At 45.2% G+C, this 19,386-nt stretch carries 14 protein-coding genes; 3 read left to right on the top strand and 11 right to left on the bottom strand.

Going from position 1 to position 19,386, the window contains the following annotated elements:
• Positions 1 to 29 precede the first annotated feature (29 nt).
• The 5 genes from ACUN27_RS16965 to ACUN27_RS16945 form a co-directional block, all read right to left on the bottom strand.
• Positions 30 to 1,070, bottom strand: a complete 1,041-nt coding sequence (locus tag ACUN27_RS16965; RefSeq protein ID WP_445559264.1) for an ABC transporter substrate-binding protein — start codon at positions 1,068 to 1,070, stop codon at positions 30 to 32.
• 167 nt (positions 1,071 to 1,237) lie between these two features.
• A complete protein-coding gene (gene yjfF / locus ACUN27_RS16960) occupies positions 1,238 to 2,209 on the bottom strand; it encodes a galactofuranose ABC transporter, permease protein YjfF (protein WP_445559263.1) in 972 nt (323 codons plus the stop codon).
• On the bottom strand, positions 2,199 to 3,230 hold the full coding sequence (locus tag ACUN27_RS16955; protein ID WP_445559262.1) for an ABC transporter permease: 1,032 nt from the start codon (positions 3,228 to 3,230) through the stop codon (positions 2,199 to 2,201). Before ACUN27_RS16955 ends, yjfF begins: the two co-directional genes overlap by 11 nt.
• Positions 3,231 to 3,235: 5 nt before the next feature.
• Positions 3,236 to 4,744 (bottom strand): sugar ABC transporter ATP-binding protein, encoded by a 1,509-nt coding sequence (locus tag ACUN27_RS16950; RefSeq protein ID WP_445559261.1) that lies wholly within the window; start codon positions 4,742 to 4,744, stop codon positions 3,236 to 3,238.
• Between the two features lie 81 nt (positions 4,745 to 4,825).
• Positions 4,826 to 5,860 (bottom strand): ABC transporter substrate-binding protein, encoded by a 1,035-nt coding sequence (locus tag ACUN27_RS16945; RefSeq protein ID WP_445559260.1) that lies wholly within the window; start codon positions 5,858 to 5,860, stop codon positions 4,826 to 4,828.
• Between the two features lie 264 nt (positions 5,861 to 6,124).
• Between ACUN27_RS16945 and ACUN27_RS16940 the strand changes: the two genes are divergently transcribed.
• The 3 genes from ACUN27_RS16940 to ACUN27_RS16930 are packed head-to-tail and all read left to right on the top strand — an operon-like array spanning position 6,125 to position 10,540.
• The gene (locus tag ACUN27_RS16940; protein ID WP_445559259.1) at positions 6,125 to 7,936 is read left to right on the top strand and encodes a sensor histidine kinase; all 1,812 of its coding nucleotides are present in this window, start codon (positions 6,125 to 6,127) and stop codon (positions 7,934 to 7,936) included.
• On the top strand, positions 7,933 to 9,582 hold the full coding sequence (locus tag ACUN27_RS16935) for a response regulator (RefSeq protein WP_326059859.1): 1,650 nt from the start codon (positions 7,933 to 7,935) through the stop codon (positions 9,580 to 9,582). Before ACUN27_RS16940 ends, ACUN27_RS16935 begins: the two co-directional genes overlap by 4 nt.
• Positions 9,566 to 10,540, top strand: a complete 975-nt coding sequence (locus tag ACUN27_RS16930) for a sugar ABC transporter substrate-binding protein (RefSeq protein WP_445559258.1) — start codon at positions 9,566 to 9,568, stop codon at positions 10,538 to 10,540. The genes ACUN27_RS16935 and ACUN27_RS16930 overlap by 17 nt, the downstream gene beginning before the upstream one ends.
• Before the next feature lie 123 nt (positions 10,541 to 10,663).
• Here the strand turns inward: ACUN27_RS16930 and ACUN27_RS16925 are convergent, their stop codons facing one another.
• The 6 genes from ACUN27_RS16925 to ACUN27_RS16900 form a co-directional block, all read right to left on the bottom strand.
• Entirely contained in the window at positions 10,664 to 12,166 is a 1,503-nt protein-coding gene (locus ACUN27_RS16925; protein WP_326059862.1) for a cohesin domain-containing protein, read from the bottom strand.
• 26 nt (positions 12,167 to 12,192) lie between these two features.
• Entirely contained in the window at positions 12,193 to 15,063 is a 2,871-nt protein-coding gene (locus tag ACUN27_RS16920) for a beta-L-arabinofuranosidase domain-containing protein (protein WP_445559257.1), read from the bottom strand.
• Between the two features lie 31 nt (positions 15,064 to 15,094).
• On the bottom strand, positions 15,095 to 16,138 hold the full coding sequence (locus ACUN27_RS16915) for a LamG-like jellyroll fold domain-containing protein (RefSeq protein ID WP_445559256.1): 1,044 nt from the start codon (positions 16,136 to 16,138) through the stop codon (positions 15,095 to 15,097).
• A 6-nt stretch (positions 16,139 to 16,144) separates the two neighbouring features.
• Complete coding sequence (locus tag ACUN27_RS16910) at positions 16,145 to 16,798, bottom strand: hypothetical protein (protein ID WP_326059866.1); 654 nt, start codon at positions 16,796 to 16,798, stop codon at positions 16,145 to 16,147.
• Between the two features lie 663 nt (positions 16,799 to 17,461).
• Positions 17,462 to 18,115, bottom strand: coding sequence for an MBL fold metallo-hydrolase (locus ACUN27_RS16905; RefSeq protein WP_315950733.1), 654 nt, complete (start codon positions 18,113 to 18,115; stop codon positions 17,462 to 17,464).
• A gap of 28 nt (positions 18,116 to 18,143) precedes the next feature.
• Positions 18,144 to 19,355, bottom strand: a complete 1,212-nt coding sequence (locus tag ACUN27_RS16900) for a multidrug efflux MFS transporter (protein WP_315950734.1) — start codon at positions 19,353 to 19,355, stop codon at positions 18,144 to 18,146.
• Between the last annotated feature and the right edge of the window lie 31 nt (positions 19,356 to 19,386).

The following is a 19,386-nucleotide window of genomic DNA, read 5'->3' as shown; positions in this document are numbered from 1 at the left end:
CATCCCCAATAGTCAATATAGGTATGAGGTCAGTATTTCCTTTTGCCAACCTCCTCCAATGCCATCGTCTCCGTAAAAACGCTCTCAGGGGTTACAATTCTTTTCGGCAAGCTCCGTCCTTGCATAAGTTCGTTGACAGCTTGCATCAAGTTAGGACCTAGCAAAGGATTGCATTCCACGACACTATTAATTTTGCCCTCAGCCATTTTCTCAAATGCTTTGTTCGTGCCATCTACAGAAATAATGATAATATCCTTTCCGGGACGAAGTCCGAACTCTTCAATCGCCTCGATGGCGCCTAAAGCCATATCGTCATTATGTGAATACAAAACATTAATTTCATGACTCATCTTATTAAGAATGGACTTCATGACTTGCTTCCCCTGCGCAAACGTAAAATCGGCTGATTCACTTTTTAAAATCTTAAAGTTCTCATGTTCCTTAATGACATCGCGAAATCCTTTCCCTCTGGCAATCGAGGGGGTCGACCCTTCCGTGCCGACAAGCTCAACGATGCCGACGGTATCTTTTCGGCTGTTCATTTTATCAATCACGTATTTCCCGGCTTTGCGGCCCTCTTCATAAAAATCTGAACCGATATAAGTCACATATAAGGAAGGATCACTTACATTAACTAATCGGTCCAGAATAATTAACGGAATGCCAGCTTGTTTGATCTCTTTTAAGATCGGTTCCCAGCCTGACTCGATAACAGGTGCGATCGCGATCACATCTACTTTTTGTTTGATAAAAGTCCGAATCGCTTCAAATTGCTTGGATTGCGATTGATCCGCATCCTCAAAATGCAGCTCGATGCCTGCTTCCTCCGCTGCTTCTCGAATAGATATCGTGTTCGCATTCCGCCATGCGCTTTCTGATCCCAACTGTGAGAATCCCAGTACGATCGGACGAACGAGCCCCTGATCTTGGTCACTGTGATTCACCACGTTTTTAGCAGCTGTTTTCTCCTCGCTGGATGGAAAACCGGTGGAGGAATTATGCATAGAATCAAACATGTATAGAATTAGAATCATGCCCAAAAACAGAATAATCAACAATTTGCTTTTCATTAATGAGCGGAATGATCTTCCCAGCATTGGAATCCCCTTTTAGCAGAAATTTCCTTCCATTTCCTTTGGTTGTATTATAAAACGCTTTCAATAAAGTAACAATATGCAAGCAAAAAGACTTTGCTAGACAATTGTTCATTGCCCTTCAAAGCCTCGGGTAAAACCGATTACATGCTTTTTCTGGTAAACCAATTCCGTTCACTTAATGCCTTTTGAAGTAAAATAAATAAACAAAGCAGCATGCCGATCGCAATTTTCGTCCACCACGAACTAAGTGTTCCCTCGAAACTTACGATTGTCTGAATCACCCCTTGGATCAGAACCCCAAAGAAGGTGCCAGCGATATAACCAACTCCCCCTGTCAGAAGCGTACCGCCAATCACAACAGCAGCGATGGTATCCAACTCCATCCCCATGGCATGCAAGCCATAGCCAGAAAGCATGTAGAATGTGAATACTACACCAGCTAACGCAGAACAGAAACCACTGAACGCATATACGCCCATCTTCGTTCTAGCAACAGGCAAGCCCATCAGGATCGTCGACTGCTCGCTCCCTCCAATGGCATATGCATTGCGTCCGAAGCGCGTATAATGGGCCATATACATGCCTATTGCAACAACAAGCAAAGCGATGATGACGCTAATCGAAATAAAGCTGCCGCCAGGCAGCGGAATTTTGGTCTGGGCTATGCTCGTGTATATCGGATTATCAATGGTAATCGTGTTAATGCTGATCACATAACATAACCCTCGCGCTAAGAACATGCCGGCCAACGTGACGATGAAAGGTTGGATTTTGAAATAGTAGATGATAGCTCCCATTCCCCACCCGAACAGCGCGCCTAAGAGGAGTACAAGCGGAATAACAAGGACGGGCGACCAGCCTGCCTGCACCAGCGAAGCCGAGATCATGGTTGTTAAGGCGATCACGGAACCGACCGATAGATCGATCCCGCCGGAAACAATGACGAAGGTCATCCCCACAGCCGTTATCAATAAAAAGGCATTATCGATGAGCAGATTTAACAGAACCTGCAAGGAGAAAAAGCCTGCATACCGGAAAGAACCTGCGATATACATCAAGGCGAATAAACAGATCGTTACATAGATTGGAATATATTTACGATTAAGCAACATGGCTTTTGACCTCCCGTTCGGCCGGATAATGGCGACTCTTCCAGCGAGTAACGATGGATTGGCGGAAGGCCTCAGATTGAATTAAGCAGACAGCCAGCACGACAAAAGCTTTCACGACCAGCGTAATTTCAGGCGGAACACCAATCATATAGATCGTAGTGGTCAGCGTTTGAATGATAAGTGCTCCGATCAGCGTACCGGTTAAGTAAAATCTTCCCCCATTCAGCGACGTACCGCCGATGACGACGGCAAGAATCGCGTCCAGCTCGTACCACAAACCAGCGTTGTTGCCGTCAGCGCTGGACACGTTTGAGCTCAAGATCAAACCGGCAATTCCCGCACATATGCCGCAGAACATATAGACAGCGAGCATAACCGTACGAGAGCGGATGCCCGCTAATCGGCTCGCTGTTGGTTTGCAGCCGACCGATTCAATAAACAGTCCGAGCGCTGTTTTGCGCGTCAATACAGCTGCTGCAGCAAACACGATAGTAACCAGAAAGATGGAGAACGGCAAAGTGGCTAGAGAACCTGCGCCAATATATTTGTACGTTGAGCTCGTGATGGTGATGATTTGCCCTCCCGTGATCAGCTGGGCAATCCCTCGTCCGGCGACCATCAGGATCAACGTCGCGATAATCGGTTGAATGCCCGCGTTCGCAACCAGGAAGCCGTTCCACAAACCGAGCAGCAGCGATAACACGAGTGAAATCGCAAGCGACAGCAGGAGTACGCCTACGCCGTTCTGATCACTGCTTTTGCTAATGGTTAGACAAGACAGCGCACCGGAAATGGCCACCACCGAGCCAACGGAAAGATCAATGCCTTTCGTTGCAATGACCAAGGTCATTCCTATAGCCACGAGAATGAGCGGAGATCCGAAATTCAAAATATCAATTAAACTTCCATATAAGTGCCCATCCTTCATTTGAATCGAGAAGAAACTGGGCGAATAAATGAAATTGAACACAAGCAGCACGGCTAACACGCTTACCGGCCAAAACAAATGATGCTTAACCATGTTCCTCAGCCTCCCGCTATCGCTTTCATGACATTACGTTGACTCATGTCTTCGCCAGACATCTCCATCACTTTCTTACGGTCCCGCAGTACGGCGATACGTTCGCTGACGCGAAGCACTTCTTCGAGCTCGGAAGAAATGAAGAGCACGGACATGCCCTTTTGAGACAAGGAGAGGACAAGCTTCTGAATTTCCGCTTTGGCCCCGATGTCGATACCCCGAGTTGGCTCATCCAAGATTAATAGCTTAGGATTCATGAGCAGCCATCTGGCAAGCAATACTTTCTGCTGATTGCCACCGCTCAAATTTTTGATAAGATGTTCCGGATTCGGCGGGTTAATATTCAAAGCGCGGATATATTCGTCCGCAATTTCATTCTGCCGCTTGCGGGGAATTGTATTGAACCAGCCACGAGTTGCCTGCAGGGCAAGGATGATATTTTCCCGAATGGTCAAATCGTCAATGATGCCTTCCGTTTTGCGGTTCTCAGAGCAGAAAGCGATACCCTGGTCAATCGCTTGCCTCGGTGAGTGGATCGGATCATCCGAATCCGTGAACTTCAGCTTACCGGAATCGGCGCGATCCGCTGCAAAGAGCAACCTCGCAAACTCGGTTCTTCCGGATCCCAGAAGCCCTGCCAAACCAATGATTTCACCCTTATGAATGGTCAAATCCGTGGCTTCAATGGAGCCCTTTTTCCCCAGTGAATATGCCTCAATTAATGCCTCCGCTTTCATTCTTTGAACGTTCGCGCTTTTCGGAAGTTCCTCCAGCACATGCAGGTCCTTGCCAATCATCTTGGAAACCAAATCTATGCGGGAGAGCTTCTCAGCCATATACTCTCCAACAAATTCTCCATTACGAAGAATGGTTATTCGATCTGAGATTTCATACACTTGATCAATAAAATGCGTCACAAATAGAATCGCTAAGCCTTCCTTTTTCAGTCTCGTCATGACGGTAAACAGCTGCATAACTTCTCCTCGGTCCAGACTGGACGTAGGCTCATCCAAGATAAGCACCTTAGCGGAAATACTGACAGCTCTCGCAATCGCAATTAATTGCTGCACAGCGACCGAATAGTGATGCAAAGGCAGTGTCACATCAATTTCCAAGTTCATTCTTTTCTTCAGCAGATCCACAGCATCCAGGTTCATTTTCTTCCATAAAATACGACCGAAGCGACGTGGCTCGCGGCCAATAAACATATTTTCCGCTACAGAAAGGTTCGGACACAGGTTGACCTCCTGGTACACCGTGCTGATACCCGCATGCTGCGCATCCAAAGGACTGTTGATCTTGATAGGTTTCTGATCCATTTCTACGTAACCTTGGTCAATGGCATATACACCGGTGAGAACTTTAATCAAGGTTGATTTTCCAGCCCCGTTCTCTCCCATCAGAGCGTGAACTTCACCGGGGAACAACTGGAAGTTAACACCTGACAGCGCTTTGACACCTGGAAATTGTTTGTGAATATCCGACATTTGCAAGATCGGCTGACGTTCACTCATCGAAGGACTCCTCTCCATATAGAGAAAAGCCACTCCACCGGCTACTTGTATGGAGTGGCTTTCTTCTTTTCTCTTTAGTTGTTAATACTGGCGGTCAGCAAGAACTTTCTTCGCGTCTTCCGAAGTAAACACGCCCTCTTTGGTTACGATACGTTTCTCGATTTGCTTGCCGGCAATCACATCATTGACAGCTTGCATCAATTGAGGTCCAAGTAATGGGTTACATTCTACGATAAAGTTGATTTTACCTTCGCTTGCAGCTGTCATACCGTCTTTAACCGCATCTACGGAAATAATGGTAATGTCTTGACCTGGTTTGAGGCCAGCTGCTTCAATCGCTTGAATGGCTCCAAGCGCCATATCGTCATTATGGGCATATAGCACATCGATATCTTTATGAGCTTTCAGGAACGCCTGCATAACTTCTTTTCCTTTTGCCCGAGTGAAATCGCCTGTTTGAGAGGCAATGACTTTCAAGTGAGAGTTTCCTTTGATCTCTTCAGCAAAACCGGCTTTGCGATCGTTAGCCGGAGCGGAACCTGTTGTTCCTTGAAGCTCAACTATGTTCACATCTTCCTTCGCATCCTTGAACTTATCGGAAACCCATTTGCCTGCTTTCTTGCCTTCTTCTACGAAATCAGAGCCAATAAAAGTTACATACAAAGAGGTATCCTTGGAATCAACCGCACGGTCTGTCAGAATGACCGGGATTTTCGCATCTTTCGCTTCTTTCAACACCGTATCCCAACCGGACTCAACAACCGGCGAGAAAGCAATAACGTCCACTTTTTGTTGAATGTAAGTACGAATAGCTTTGATTTGATTCTCTTGCTTCTGCTGTGCATCGGAGAATTTCAAATCAAAACCGGCGTCTTTGGCTGAATCCTGAATCGACTTCGTATTCGCTGTTCGCCATCCGCTTTCCGCTCCAACCTGAGCAAAACCAAGCGAGATTTTCTTCCCTGCCGCCGGTGTTGCTGGCGCTGCAGTAGCTCCTGCGTTTGCTGCTGGAGCCGTTGTGCTTGATCCTGTGGTAGCGCTGTTCCCGCAAGCTGCTGAAAGCAGCATTAGACAGGAAGCCACAACGAGAACCCCCATTTTTTTCGTAATAATCATGTTTTTTCCTCCCCATCGTTCACCTCTTGTTCGGTGTGACCTCATTATAAAACGCTTTCACGTGCCTTTTATACGGAGTTTCACGCTCATTTCTTGTAAATTTTTTAGTGATTTACCCTGACTTTTTCGAGAAAAGTTTGTTTTTATAAGAGTAAATTGTTATTTGTGGTTGTATGTATACGTTACCATTTCCGCATGCAACACAATTTGTTATAGTAAGATAGAGGCAACTATCTCCGCATTAGAAAGGTTACTTAACCATTTATGAGATTAATCCAATGGATTTCCTCGAGCTTGCAAACCAAATTGCTCACCATGTTTATCATTCTGACTTGTATTCCTCTGATTGCGGTTGGACTTATCTCCTACCAGAAATCATTTAAAACGGTTTTCAATAACAGTAAAGCAGCCGCCATGCTTTCCGCAGATCAGCTTGCCCGTGATCTGGATACGCAATTTATTGATACGAGAAAGCTGCTTGAGATTAGCAAAAACACACAAGTGCTTCGATTCTTATTCTCCCAAGAAGATACATACGAGGATACCAAACAAATCCTAAGAACCATGGATTCCTACAGGCAAACGTACCAATATGATAGCGTTCTCAATATAACCATGATTAACTTGTACGGCCGTGGCATTAGTGAGAGGAAGGGGTTGTTCCAGCTTGAGAAAAATCCACTGCGCAACCAGCACTTGACTCATTTGACTAAAAATCCGGATGAGGTCTTGATTGTCCCTCCTTCCGAAGCCTCAACGCTGGACAGAATCGACGGTTTTCAGTATAGCAACACGAATGTGATTTCTATTATGGCCGCTGTGAAACAACAAATTACACACGAAGTCATTGGCTTTATCGTCATTGACGTCGATGATAAAGTGGTCACACAATTTTGCGATAACGTTACGATCGGTCAGACAGGGTTCTACTTTGTTGTCGATTCATCGGGCACCCCTATCTTTAAGCCATCAACGTTAAAAGCAACTGTCAAACTTCCGCTCCCCTCAGACTTAACACACATTCTTAACGGAACTGACACGAATTACATCGACTCAACCGAAGGCAAACCGAAATTCGTCTACGTAGCTCCTTCGCTGATGACAGGCTGGAGTATCGTAGGCTACGTGCCGCTTCAAGAAATTGTTGAAGAAGCAAATTCGATTCGACAGCTCATCATCATTACGGTTGTGTTAAGTTTTATCTTTGCCGTATCCCTTCATTTTTTCATTTCAAACCGCTTGATCCACCCTCTTCACCTTTTAAAAAGTAAAATGCAGCTTGCCGCTTCCGGATACCTGGAAGCCAAAGTCGTTCCCAAAGGCAATGATGAAGTGGCCTTATTGGGTAAAAGCTTTAACATCATGCTTAGCAAAATCCGCAAACTGCTCGAACAAAGCATTAAGGAGCAAGAGGAAATTAAAAAATCGGAATTACGAGCTTTGCAAGCGCAAATTAATCCCCACTTCTTGTACAACACACTGGATTCCATCGTTTGGATGGCAGAAGCGGGCAAGAATAATCAAGTCATTCAGTTGGTGCAATCACTATCCAAGCTGTTCCGAATTTCTTTAAGCAAAGGCAGAGACTGGATTATCATTAATAAAGAAGTCGAGCACGTGCATAGTTATTTAGTCATTCAACAAATGCGCTACCGCGATATTTTGGATTATGAGATTCAGATTGACTCCCGGTTAAACCCGTATCCGATCTTGAAAATGATCCTGCAGCCCATTGTAGAAAACGCTTTATATCACGGTTTAAAAAACAAGCGAAGGAAAGGCATGATTCGCATCAGCGGCCTGATAGAGAACGAGGAAGATATTGTACTGACGGTGGAAGATGACGGGATCGGAATGTCGCCGGAGAAGCTTGAACAGATGCGTGAGTATTTAGCGAACGATCAACTTCCAGAGGAAACCGGCAATGAAGTATCCGGAGGGTTCGGCCTGCATAATGTACAACAAAGAATTAAACTATATTACGGGGACAAATATGGTGTAAGGATCGACAGTATTCAAAACGAGGGAACGACCGTTTCCATTCGAATCCCCCTGACAGGAGGTAACATGCCATGAAAAAAGTACTGCTAGTTGACGATGAAATTTTAATTCGCGAAACGATTCGTGATACGATCCAATGGGAACAAGAGGGATTTATTTACTGTGGTGATGCTTCCGACGGTGAAGTTGCGCTGCCGATGATCGAACAGTATCAGCCTGATATTCTCATTACGGACATTAAGATGCCCTTCATGGATGGCTTGGAACTCAGTTCCTTTGTTAGGAGAAATTCACCGGATATCAAGATTGTCATCTTGAGCGGGCATGGGGATTTCGAATATGCGCGAACAGCTCTGCGTTTGGGCGTAGAAGAATATTGCACGAAGCCGATCAGCTCAGCGGATTTGCTCCAAACCCTACGTCAAGTGAGCGACAAGATCGATGCAGCGCGTCTGGAGAAATTGGAGATCGAGCAATTGAAGCTGGAAGAGAAAAAGCAAACCGGTTTATCGCAAAGTAAGCTGCTGAACGATTTATGCAGCGGATTTATTACAACGTCGGAAGCCGTTCATTTGAGTTCTAAACTGAACCTGAATCTTCTCTCCCGTTACTATGTTGTGGTAACCGCAGACTTCCGCAAACTAGCTCCTTCCGATTCTGCACCGGATGGCATCTCTGAGGATATGAAGCAAGCCGAGCATCTGTTGAATCTTAAGCTTGAAGGGAACAACCACTTGGTGTTCAAGCGAAGTAAGACGGAATGCGTATGGATACTGAAGTATGAATCGCAAGAGCAAATTAAACAAGCACTAGAAACGGTTCAGCAGGTGCAAAATCAGTCCATGGAGCATCTCTCCTACTCGATTTCCGTTGGCATCGGAAGTGTTCAAGACCGGATGCAGGGCATTCATGTTTCTTTCCTGGAAGCGATGGAAGACATGCACTGGCGCCGTTTATCTCGTCAGAATCGCCATGCGATGCTGGAGTCCAGAAACGGTTCTTTTGAACAGTCTCTCTTCTTAGACCGGGCAAAGTTTGTAGAATTTCTGAAGATCGGCTCTCCTGCACATGCAGATACCTTTATTCATTCTTTCGCTTCCACTCTTCAGCATACGGAATGGCACTCTTCGCTTATCGGCTACTATATTTTAAACGATTTGACGTTGGAAGTATTTCGATCAGCGAGGGATTCTTACCCCAACATAGCAAACTTCGACATGACCCTTCAGGAATTGCAGAAAGCTATTGAATTAATAAGGACCCTGGATGAATCGCGCACCTACTTAATCAGATTAGCTGAACAATATTGGCAATGGCGTTCCGAAGCATCTGACAAACATGGGGATATGCTGATTAAAGTGAAAAAATACATCCACGAGCATTATGATAAAGATTATTTTTCTCTGCAAGACGCTGCTGATCATGTCAATTTAAGCTCAGGCCATTTAAGTAAAGTGTTCAGCCAGGAAAATGGCCAAACCTTCATCGAATACTTAACGCAAACAAGAATTCGCAAAGCGATGGAACTGCTTCAGACGACGCAGGCCAAATCCTATGAGATTGCCTTCCTCGTTGGCTATAACGATGCTCATTACTTTTCAAACCTGTTTAAGCGAGTAACGGGTATGACAACAAGAGAATTTCGCAAAAGCGGCCAGCTGAGCAAAGACCTACCTGCTTCTGAGAGAGAGGAGCATAAGGGCTTTGTCAGTTACTCTTAAGAAATCCCTTCTCTTGTTCGTGTTTTTCTCACTATTTACAACCGTGGGCTGTTCGGATGCTAATTCTTCAACTGGTTCCTTATTCGCTACGGTAACCCCTTCACCACAAAAGAGTGAACGTCCTCCCGCATATACATTCGGGATTATATATCCAATGGCGCATTCTTTTTATGAAGTCATTACGCAACTTGCCGAGAAGACGGCTGCTTCCAATTCCGTTCAGTTAATTGTCAAAGCGCCGGAAGAGATTAGTTTAGAACAGCAGATACGCATGATGGAAACCATGATAAAACAAAAGGTAGACGGTATTGCGATTGCTCCTATTGACCCAGATGCACTTGTTCCTGCAATCAATAAAGCTGTGGAAGCCGGTATTCCTGTTGTTTGTTTCGAAACCGACGCCCCCTTAAGCCGCCGCCTTTCCTATATTGGTCCAGATCATTACAAAGGCGGGGCTTTAATGGGTGAAGTCGTCAGCAAGCTCATGAAAGGCAAAGGCATGGTGCTTGTTGAATCAGGCATATCTAATACACCTATTCAGAAAAACCGGCTTTCCGGCATGCTCGACTACTTGACTCGTAATACGGCTATTCAAGTGCTTGAAGTGGGATATAATGAGGGCTCCTCCGACAAGGCACTGTCTGACATGGAGCGTATGATCGATGACCACCCGCACTTTGACACGCTCATTACGCTTGATATTTTATCCAGCTCGGCTTCGATCCTGTTATGGAAAGCCAAAGGCTTGAAGCGGAATGCTCTGTCCTTCGGGATGATGCCCAATGTGAAACAAGCCCTTATCAACGGTCAAATTACCTCTGTTATCTCTCAGAATGAACAAGTATGGGGCGATTATATTATCGGACAATTGCTGCGTGCAGCACGTGGTGAAGCGATACCTGTCTATATGGATACCGGCAATAAAGAAATGACAAAAGATTCTCTTGCATTGAAATAAAAAGAACCCTTCCGGTCATGAACGGCTGGAAGGGTTCTTTTCTGTATGAACGAGTAGATTCGTTGATGCAAAGAAAAAACTGCCCCAGCTATTACACCGCTGGGACAGCCTCTTATTATTTGTTTATTCTTCCGTCAGCCACTCGTCGATAATCATTCTAGCAACTACTGCCAGATCTTGAATGTCAATCGAACCGGAATTGTTCATATCTGCTTTCTCAATTTGACTCCAGTTCGCGTCTGTCGAAGTAGTTCCGTAGTACTTAGCGATCATGGACAAGTCATTAATCGTAATTTTCGTTGCGCCAGGCACCAACGTAATGATGCTGTTCGAGAACACCTGCAGCGCTGAAGCCAATTCATCTTTCGCAGCATCCACTTGGGCTTGAGTTGCGGAAGCGTTATCGAATACAGCTTTTGCACGTGTAACCGCTGCCTGTAAAGTCGCTTTGGATTCACTTGCATATTGACCAACCTTCGTACCAACGACAACAGCATCGAGCTTGCTCTGAGCGCTGACCAGCAATGCGCCAAGGGCTTCTTTGTCTGCGTGACCTGGTTCAGGATCGGTTGAAGTGATCACCGAGTTAATGAATGTTCTTAATGCTGCATCTAAGCTGCTCAGAGCTGATTGCACTTCCGCTTCCGTTGCTGCCGCATTGTCACGAACAACTTTCGCGTCGTTGATAGCGAGCTGCAACGTTTGTTTGGAACCGCTTGGATATTGACCGATTTGAATTCCCTCAACAGCCGCATCATGCTGGCTTTGAGCCGATGCAATCAGAGTGCTTAACGCTTCTTTATCCAAAACTTGAATTTGAAGCGACAAGGAAGCTCCATCCAGATCTACCTTAGCACCGTTTGAAGATACGGCGGCATCAGACACATAAACATTCGTCGTGACGGATGTGGCTACTTGATTAGCCTTTGCATGCAGGCTAATTAAATCACCGCCGGCTACCTCATTCCCTGATCCAATACTGGACATCAGGATTAAAACTTGACCTTTTTCCGGCTTCACTCCTGTGACGAGCACCTTGAAGTTCTCTTTCAGCGAACCGATCGACGTCTCCGCCAAAGAGACAAGTCCATTATCCGTCACTGTTTCAAAATGCAACAGATTCGGATCATAATTCAATACGACATTCAAAATAGAGAATGCAGAGGATTGATTACTTACTCCCAGCTTCAAGTCGACAGGCTGACCGCCTAGGACAGAAGATGGTCCTGTCAATGTTGCCGACGGTGATCCCGTACTTGCGAGTTGGAAGCTTCCGGCATATGGAAGTGCTACGCCTTCACCGCCGATTTTGAACGTATACGCCCCCCCCAACCAACCGTTTGGCGAGTACGCAAAAGTAAAATGTCCACCCTCTCCACTGCTGGTTTGGTTCAAATACTCGAGTTGTCCTTGAGGATTGTTGACCATTATCGTGACATCTTTCCCCTTGCCAAGACTGATTTCTCCATGAAAAGTAACCTTTTGTGTTGTTTGGTCTACCGCAGTTTCTACGTGATTGATCTCAGTCATTGCTCCAGATGCTGCTGCTTTTGGCGCAGGAATAATCGCCAGCATACAGATGAGCATTGCCAAAGTTGCGACAACAGAAATGATTCTTTTAGACACACGTTCCCCTCCTTCTCGATAACTCATTACTGATTAAGTTTGAAATAAGCATGATAGGCAAAATTATAAGCGGTGTACATAGGCACTAACGTAACTCCGTTCGTTGTAAAATTCAGCGGTGTGCCGGCCACTGGTGTGATAGATTGTGAAAGATCAGATTCGTTCAAATTCAAGTTGATAAACTTCGTGCTGCTGCTTTTGCCAACCATGAGAAGCGGACCATAGAATATGCTGCCCATCGCAGGATCGTCCGGCGTTTTTTCTACACGTAAGCTATACGGCATGGAAATTTCAATCTTGTCGTTGTTTGCCCATACTTTGCTTAGCGTGACATACGTGCTTGGTGTTGCCGTAATCGTTTGCTCAACCCCATTTACCTTGACTGTGAAGCCTTTAACAGCCCAGTAAGGTACGCGAAGCTTAATATCCAGCTGACCGCTGCCTTTTACAGTAAGCGTACTGCCTTCCTCACTTGGGAAGTTCGTTGTTTGCACAACGGATATTCCTTTTTCAGCCCAATTCAAGGTGGATGGCATATACAAATTGACGTATAAAGATTTCTTATCGCTGGAGCGGAAATAAATGGAGTCTTGGTATTTGGTTTGGCTTTCCAAGCCCGTTCCTGCACAGCAGGTAAAGCTGGTACGGCCGTATCCCTTCGTGCTTCCCGGACCTAATGGCATGAAGTAAACAACACCATTGTTGGAAGCGCTTTGATCTTTGGAAGGAAGAATACCGTTATACAGCCCTCGCTCATAATAGTCCATATATTTGGCATCCGGATTGTGGAAGAATAACTCTCTAGTTAGTTTCAGCATGTTATATGTTGCACAATCCTCGGCTTGACTGTTTTTGCTGGTGCCGCCTTCCAGAATGTAGGAAGCAATTTTGTCCGATTCCTTGAACAACTCGCCTACACCACTGCCGCCATTACTGAATTGACGATGATTCGTCACCATGCCCCAGAAATTTTGAGCTACTTTATAGTAGGAAGGGTCATTCGTTTGATCGTATACTTTCAAAGCTCCAATAATTTGTGGTATATGCTGGTTAGCGTGAATGCCGTTTAATGTGTCTTGATTATTTGCTGTTGGCGTAAATAACTTTGAATTATCAAACAGTTTGGCTGTTGCTAAATATTTGCTGTTCCCTGTAATTGCACTAATCTCTGCTAAAGTTTCGTTCATGCCACCAAACTCGCCGGCGATGTATCTGCCCCACATGCTGTTTAATGTGGTTTGCGGCAATTTGCTCAATCGGCCATCCACCCAATCCGACATTTTCACTAGGATGCTCAAAGCTTTAGCATTTCCAGTAGCCTTGTAACTGTCCAGTAAGCCCGCCATGATTTTGTGCAATGTGTAGTATGGAGCCCAGATCGTATTAAAATCAGTCTCGGTACCGTTGTACATAGCACCATTCTCTAATAAAATGAATTGCCATTCGCCATAGGCACTAAGATATCCTGGAGAGTTATTCCCTACTAAAGCAGGATTGCTTTTTCCGAGATTCGATTTCTCCATACCATTAGGTTGAGTGGCCAATGCATCCTGAACTTTCGCTAATTCATCGATCATGTAGTCGATTTTCGTTTTCCATTTCGCCTCGCCGCTGCTGGCATAAGCTTGAGCAAAAGCAGACAAGAAATGCCCCGTCGAGTGACCTCTTAATTTGCCCGCTGCCGAATCCCAGCCTCCCATTGCTGTGGCTCCTTTGTTATCAAGCCCCGCAGCTGCCCGGAAGGCATACAGCAATTTATCCAAGTTGTATCCATCCAGATACAAATATTCACTGTCTCTTAGCTTTGTAAAAATACTGTCTTGCAATGTCACATCACTTAAACCAAATGGCTGTACGACAAGGTTGGCCTCACCCGGCGTTGAGGTCACGTCTGCGCTGATGGATTTACTCCACGCACTGACACCTGAGGTGTTCTTAGCTCTCACCGCATAGGTATGCTTGGAGCCATAGAGCAATCCCTGATGGATAAATGGACTTGTGATATTACTAATGGTTGTGCCGTCCACTTCCAGGTCATAGCTTGCTGCCTCAGGAGATGGCTGCCATGCAATCTCAATTTGTGGAATAGTCGATGACGGGGACGTTGTCATTCCTACAGGAACCCCTGGTGCGCTTGTCAATTCTGCTGCGCCACTAAGAGGCTGCAAATGGGAAGTTTGCAAATCCGTGCCATCCCAGACAAGTACTTTGGCTGTATAACCTGTTACATTAGCAGGTAAAGTAAGGTTTGTGGATAAGGTGACAGGTGCACCATGCGTCACACTTTTGCTCACTTGTGATTTGTCGACCAATTTACCGGCAGCATCATAAAGCGCTAGCGTTACCAAAGAAGAAACAGCTGCACTGCCCTTATTCGTCCCTGTTACAGTAGCCGTAAGCGTTTGGCTGCCCTGCAAACTGCTCATATTGAACTCTGAATGGAAGCTCAGTGTTCTCACTTTAATGTGGGCAACAGCTTTGATGCCCGTTCCTTCAACCGTCCCTTGCACGGTGAAAGAACCTTCAGCCGCATAATCCGCCGGGTTCATATCATCCCATTTTACGCTCAGCTGTCTTGTCGTTTCCTCGTCATTATAGACCGCAATGACACTACTCGGCAGGACTGGCGTCGTGCCAATAACCGTATCGACATTTACGTCTTCAATACTGCTTAATGTCAACACGAATGGTTCTTCCAACACCGTCACGATGAAGGTTTTCGTATCACTCGCGTTCCCGTTTTTAATCGTGGCTGTCAGATTCACTACAGCATTGCCTGACCGAGGCGTTGGTCGAATGACCGTACCATCATGACCGATCACACTGGTATTGCTAGATTGCCAAGTAATAACAGAACCGTTGCGTCCTTCCGTTGGCAAATCCAAATTCTTGGTCACTGCGCTAATGTTCCCCAAACTAATAGCATCCTTATCTAACTGCAGTTACAGCTTCGAAAACTTTAGAATCGTGTGCTGCTCCTTTCGTCACAGTTGCCGTTAACGTAACGGCTGCGTCCGACTGACCTGGAGCAGGACGAGTGACTTTGCCATCCTTCGCAATCACATTTGTATTGCTGGATTGCCATGTAATATCGGAACCGTACGGCCCTTTGGTTATTAATGAGAGATCTGTGTCTACTGTTCTAAGGTTAACTCCTGCAAGAAGGGCGGCCATATCAGCTGCCACTAATTCGCTGTCCGGCTTATTGATTAACCCGGCAACCTCGGAAGCATCCAGCGCTCTATTATAAATACGAAAATCGGAGAACAAAGCGTTGATTGTCGGATCAGCAAATTGGCCTTTCCCAATATAGTTCGCCGTCGTTGCGCCAAGACTGGATGGATTCAAAGTCAACGAGGTGTTCTCCCCGACCTTCAACCCATTTTCATAAAGAGTAACCGTATGCCCATTTAAAACAACAGTTACATGTTTCCAAATATTTGTCGTTAATGCTGTGCCTTTTTGCGCCTTCTCTTCATTGGACCAACCGCTCGTCGTAATACCGAAAGCCAGGCCTTTTGCTCCGTCGTTATTCCCGGTAGGCGTTAAATACATGTAGCTGGTCGTGTTGCCGGAACCAAAATCGAAAATACGCATGTAACTCGTTGTCGCACGCATATTCACCCAGGTTGATATTGTAAAATTGGTAACACCATTTAATATCCCGTTTGGCAGCTTGACATTAGCACCCGATGCACTCGTTCCACCGCTCAAGCTAATCGCTTTCCCCTGCTCCCAATCCGTAAAGCTATACGTTTCTCCTGCTGCTGTTGCATTGTTGCCTTTTCCTGAAGCATCTTTAATCACATTTCCGCTCACATCATCAAACTTATACCACGCAATTAATCCGTCCGTCGTTCCAGCAGCATGAGCAGTAGGCGTGATATCCGTAAAACCAAGCAGCAAATTCACGGCAAAAATAACAAGAATATTAACAATAGAAACCGTTCGCTTCAATGAGTAGGTTATCATTGTTGTTTAGCTTCCTCCTTTTGGGGAAATCATTTGGATCCCCGGTAACGATATCGCAATATTAGCTTTGGAGCGAAGTTCTTCAAACCAGGGCTCCATGAGATCAAGAATTTCTTTATTCACCAATTCATCTCGAATTTCAGCAATAACTTGCGCTTCACTTTTGGTATTGGACGCCGTATCATGCGACATGTGCTCTGCATAATGCGCTTTAACTTCATTGTCGTCAACCGTCACGCGAGGCTCCAGCAGTTTACGAATATACAGCTGAGTTCTGAGCTCCGTACGCAGCGATTGCTCCGTATAACCGTCCTTCTTCAAATTTTCCAGAAATTCATCTTCCGTGGCATAAGAAGTTCTGACTTTATCGAAGGAGGCTTGAAACTCACTTTCGGTCACAACCACCCCCGCCGCTTTGGACTCTTTCATAATTAAGTCCTCTAAAATAAGTTTCTCCAGTATTTTCGGACCTTCGTAATCGACAAGCGCTTTATATAGCTGATCTTGGCTAATCTTTACACCATCTACAGTGGCAACAGGTATGTCGCGCCCTTTATATAGGAAGACAATCAATAACGTCGTAATAAACAAAACAAACGATACGATCGATAACCCTTTCCAAAGCGCCACATGCTGATTTTCTTTCCTGGTAGCAGCCAAAGTAAATTCCCCCTTCTCGAGAGCAGAACCTCCTCTCCTGTAGTAATACTTTATCCTTATTTTTGCTAAAATTATAAAAAATTCCTTTAATGCACATAGCGATGGATGTGGGTAGTTGTAGGTTGCCAACGTAGATGTTTGTTCATGCTTAAGTACAGCAATCCAAGTGAATGTTGACTTGATGTGGTAATGGATCTTTACATAGAAGGATAGGAAATAGCTCTGAGGATTATGGATATGGTTATAAAACACTTAATTTTTACATAGGAAACCTCCCATCTCTTATTACCCGTAGTATATAGAATGCGCTTACATTAAAACATTCAAAAGTTTTTGGTTTTGTGGACTTTTCTTGTCTTACCTTTAAATAGTCCACTCAACTAAAAAATGTCCACCTTACTTGTCCCCGTTAATCGTCTACAAGCGATCGTGCAAGCATTGGAAAACTCCCTCCCTCCTGCTTCTTCGCTAACCTATGGCGTCTGTTTTAACCAATTCTAGGAAAAATGAGTTTAAAACTCAATGGAATATTTTATTTCGAAAATTGATTTTTTTAGAACAAAAAAAGCCGCAACGGTGCGACTTTTAAGTTCATACGCTATAGAGAAATCATTCGTTCCTGGTAATTATAAACTTTCACTTTTTCAGTTTGTTTTTATGTGGCTACCCTTCATACTGCATCGTTACGATGCCTGCGAATTGAGTGAGGTTTTCCTTTGACACTTGCAAAGTCTTCACATCTGTCCTGTGCGTTCCCGCAGCCTCAATAAACTTATCTACCTTTGCAAAAACAAGTCTTCCGAGAATGCCTAATGCTTTTGTACGATAATGCATCGGGATGGCAACAGTCGCCTGCAATTGGTGCATCACTTGAACAGCCTCCGCGCCGTCAAGCGTCATTTTTCCACCTACAGGAACGATGAGAATGTCCACTTTGCCGATTTCCCGGACTTGCTCCTCGGTAAGAAGATGTCCCAGATCACCACAATGACAGATCGTCAGTCCATCTATTTTGAATCGAAAAATAAGATTAGGCCCTCGTTTTTTGCCATTCACCTTGTCGTGGAACGTCTTGAATCCGTCGATGCTCACATCGCCGCGGCTATATGATTTCTGCTCCTTCACCAGCAAATAATCACCCGAAGCAGCTTGCACTTTGTTGTGATCAGCATGATCGTGCGTAACGACAACTATATCGGATTCAATCGGAACCGGCATGCGATAACCAAGAAATTTATAGTACGGATCGATGAGAATTCTCGTTCCCGATTCAGAAGTCAGCAGGAAAGATGAATGACCAAACCATTTAATCTTCATAAGAACAAACCCCTTTGATTACTCAATTTTACTGGATAATTGTCAGTTTTCTTCTGGCCTGAATCTTTTTATACACGTTAAAATAGACCCAGCCCGCATTGATCAGCAGCAAGGCACCCGTGACGAGAAATACATATCTACTGCCTAACCAAGCCGCTACCTGTCCGCCTAAAATAGCACCTGCAAAAACGCCTAAATAACCTGCCGACATGGTAAAACCGAAAACTCTGCCGGTTATCGCGGAAGGTGTGATTTTCTTGATCAATATATTGACCGTGGGGGTCAAACCTGCTGCCGTGAGCCCTAACAAAAAGCGAAGAATCATCAGCTCCCAGGGATTGGTTACGAAAGCTTGAGGAATGAAAATGATGCCAGCCGCAATCAGTGAAATCAACATCACTTTGTGCGCCCCTATGCGATCGGACAGCTTTCCCAGCCTTGGTGCAGCAAAGATATTCGCCAATCCCGATGCTGAGAATGTAAGCCCCGCAATCAAAGCTACATGGTTAAGATGATCGGTCAGCTGGGAAATATAGACCGTGAGAATCGGTTCAACGGAATAAAGCGCCACGGTTAAAATAAAAAAGGTAACAAACATCGTTATCGTCAGGCTCTTCTCAGGAATAAGCGTCCAAATTTCCTTGGCACTTTGCACTTGTCTGTCTTCGCGCGTGAATGTTTCTTTCACGAACATGGCCGTCGTAATGAAAGCAAGCAGCATCAGCCCACCTGTGATAAAAAAGACATTTTGCATGCCGAAATTCTCTACGAGAAATCCGCCTATGAGGGGTCCTAGCAATGAACCTGCAATGCTTGCCGTTGACAAGGTAGCTAATGCGTAACCTGCGTGGTCCTTCTCTGTTTGCGTAGCAATTAACGTGGTGCAGGCCGTCCCATACCCGGTTATTATGCCCTGCAACAATCGCAGCCCGATCAACACATACACATTGGGGGCAAAGCCCATGCTGCCAATCACGAGAGCCATCCCTAAACTTGCTCGCAATAACATGGGTTTCCGCCCAAATCTGTCCGCCGCTGCCCCCCAAATAGGTGAGAAAATAGCGGAAATAATAAAAGTAATCCCAAAGGCAATGCCCGAATATTGGGCAATTAAACTCGATTGACTTACACCTAGATGTTGGATAAAAAGCGGCAAAACAGGCGCAATCTGACTCATGCCCACGCCTGTTACAAACATGCCAAACCAGCAAACAATTAAATTTCTTTTCCAAATTGGCATCGAAACCAGCCTTCTTTCCATCTTCCTGCTG

It is taken from the genome of Paenibacillus sp. WC2504, assembly GCF_052682475.1.
This window is presented reverse-complemented; position numbering and strand designations above follow the sequence as displayed.